Below are 1927 nucleotides of genomic sequence, written 5' to 3' on the forward strand. Positions count from 1 at the left end.
ATAGTGCCGAGGACCGGAATCGAACCGGTACGGTAATCACTTACCGCAGGATTTTAAGTCCTGTGCGTCTGCCAGTTCCGCCACCCCGGCGTTACTATAATGAAAGCGGAAGACGGGATTCGAACCCGCGACCCCCACCATGGCAAGGTGATGTTCTACCACTGAACTACTTCCGCAAAATGCCGACTAGACGATTCGAACGCCCGACCTCTTCATTACTAGTGAAGCGCTCTAACCAACTGAGCTAAGTCGGCAAAACAATATAGTTGATAGGCATCTAGTACCTATGCGGGCGAAGGGATTCGAACCCCCACGTCATAAGACACTAGAACCTAAATCTAGCGCGTCTGCCAGTTCCGCCACGCCCGCATTGTTTAAAACTGGCAATGAGCCGTGGCGGTCTCGAACCGCCGACCCTCTGATTAAAAGTCAGATGCTCTACCAACTGAGCTAACGGCTCATATGGAGGATACAGGGATCGAACCTGTGACCTCCTGCTTGTAAGGCAGATGCTCTCCCAGCTGAGCTAATCCTCCATGTATCTTGATGGTATTAATTGGTAGCAACATCATCAACACAACTATTAAATTTTACAATACCAATGAATTCAAGTCAAGTTGAATTTTTAAAAATTGTAAATCAGTAACAGTTGATTAACAACGTCTTTTTCCGACAAAAAATATTATATCCTATCCAGCAAAACAATGCTAGTCCAATTTTCAATTTCTTGTTAATTTTTCGATTTTGTCCACATTTCGATGTAAAAAAAGAGCGAAAGGCCAAAATCGCCTTTCGCTCTTTTCCTCGATGCATCACGGGTCGACGACGCATCAAGATGATCAGGGAAATGATGCCAGTCAACTTGACCGGGGAAGTCAAATTAACCAACCGTAACTCAGACACGTGAAGGATGTCTGGGTTACATTTAATAAATACGCAAATCATGACCCAATTATTTCTGTTTTTCGATTTTTGCCATACCGTGCATGTATGGTCGTAAGACTTCCGGAATTGTCACTGTCCCATCCGGATTTTGGTAGTTCTCCAAAATAGCGGCAACCGTTCGGCCGACAGCTAAACCAGAGCCGTTCAAAGTGTGCACAAAATGAAGCTTACCATCTTCATCACGATATTGGATGTGAGCGCGCCGTGCTTGGAAATCAGTACAGTTGGAACAACTTGAGATTTCTCGGTACTTGTCTTGAGCTGGGAACCAGACTTCCAAATCATGTGTCATTGCTGCCGTAAAGCTCATGTCACTGGTCGTTAGCGTGATGACGTGGTAGGCTAATCCCAATTTTTGCAAATTAACTTCAGCTTGGTGGGTAATTTCTTCCAATGCCTTCCATGAATCTTCCGGCTTGGTAAATTTAACCATTTCAACCTTGTTAAATTGATGCAGACGAATTAACCCTTTGGTGTCGCGGCCAGCACTTCCGGCTTCTGAGCGGAATGCTGGTGATAACGCAGTCACTGAAACCGGCAGCTTTTCAGTTGGGATGACTTCGTTTCGATAGTAATTAACCAGCGGAACTTCAGCCGTTGGAATCAGGGTTAGATCACTGTCTTGAATTTCGTAGCCAGCCTTGGTCTCGAGGAACTTAGGAAATTGACCGGTGCCAAACATCGAGTCGTCGTTCACCATATATGGTGGGATCACTTCGGTATAACCGGCAGCGGTATTTTGATCGAGATAAAAATTATAAACCGCTCGTTCCAGTAATGCGCCATCGCCGATGTAGTAAACAAATCGGCTTCCGGATACTTTCGCAGCCCGTTCAAAGTCAAGAATTCCTAACTCTTCACCGATCTCCCAATGATGTTTGGGTTTGAAATCAAATGACGGAATCTGGCCAACCTTTCGAAGCTCAACCGATCCTTCTTCAGTCAGCGAAACTGGAACCCCATCGTGTGGAATATTTGGTAA

1 protein-coding gene and 6 tRNA genes are annotated in these 1927 nt (G+C 45.4%); all 7 read right to left on the reverse strand.

Annotated elements, in window-relative coordinates; translation table 11 throughout:
• Nucleotides 1–4: 4 nt before the first annotated feature.
• A tRNA-Leu gene (locus AB3112_RS11110) sits at nt 5–90 on the reverse strand.
• Between the two features lie 14 nt (nt 91–104).
• Nucleotides 105–176: transfer RNA gene (locus AB3112_RS11115), tRNA-Gly, on the reverse strand.
• Nucleotides 177–180: 4 nt separating this feature from the next.
• Nucleotides 181–254 (reverse strand) — tRNA-Thr (locus AB3112_RS11120).
• A gap of 33 nt (nt 255–287) precedes the next feature.
• Nucleotides 288–369: transfer RNA gene (locus AB3112_RS11125), tRNA-Leu, on the reverse strand.
• 18 nt (nt 370–387) lie between these two features.
• Nucleotides 388–460 (reverse strand) — tRNA-Lys (locus AB3112_RS11130).
• Nucleotides 461–463: 3 nt separating this feature from the next.
• A tRNA-Val gene (locus AB3112_RS11135) sits at nt 464–536 on the reverse strand.
• A gap of 416 nt (nt 537–952) precedes the next feature.
• On the reverse strand, nt 953–1927 hold a 975-nt coding region (gene serS / locus AB3112_RS11140), incomplete at its 5' end, for a serine--tRNA ligase (RefSeq protein WP_367334528.1).

Source organism: Lentilactobacillus sp. (genome assembly GCF_040773105.1).
Lineage (GTDB): Bacteria > Bacillota > Bacilli > Lactobacillales > Lactobacillaceae > Lentilactobacillus > Lentilactobacillus parabuchneri.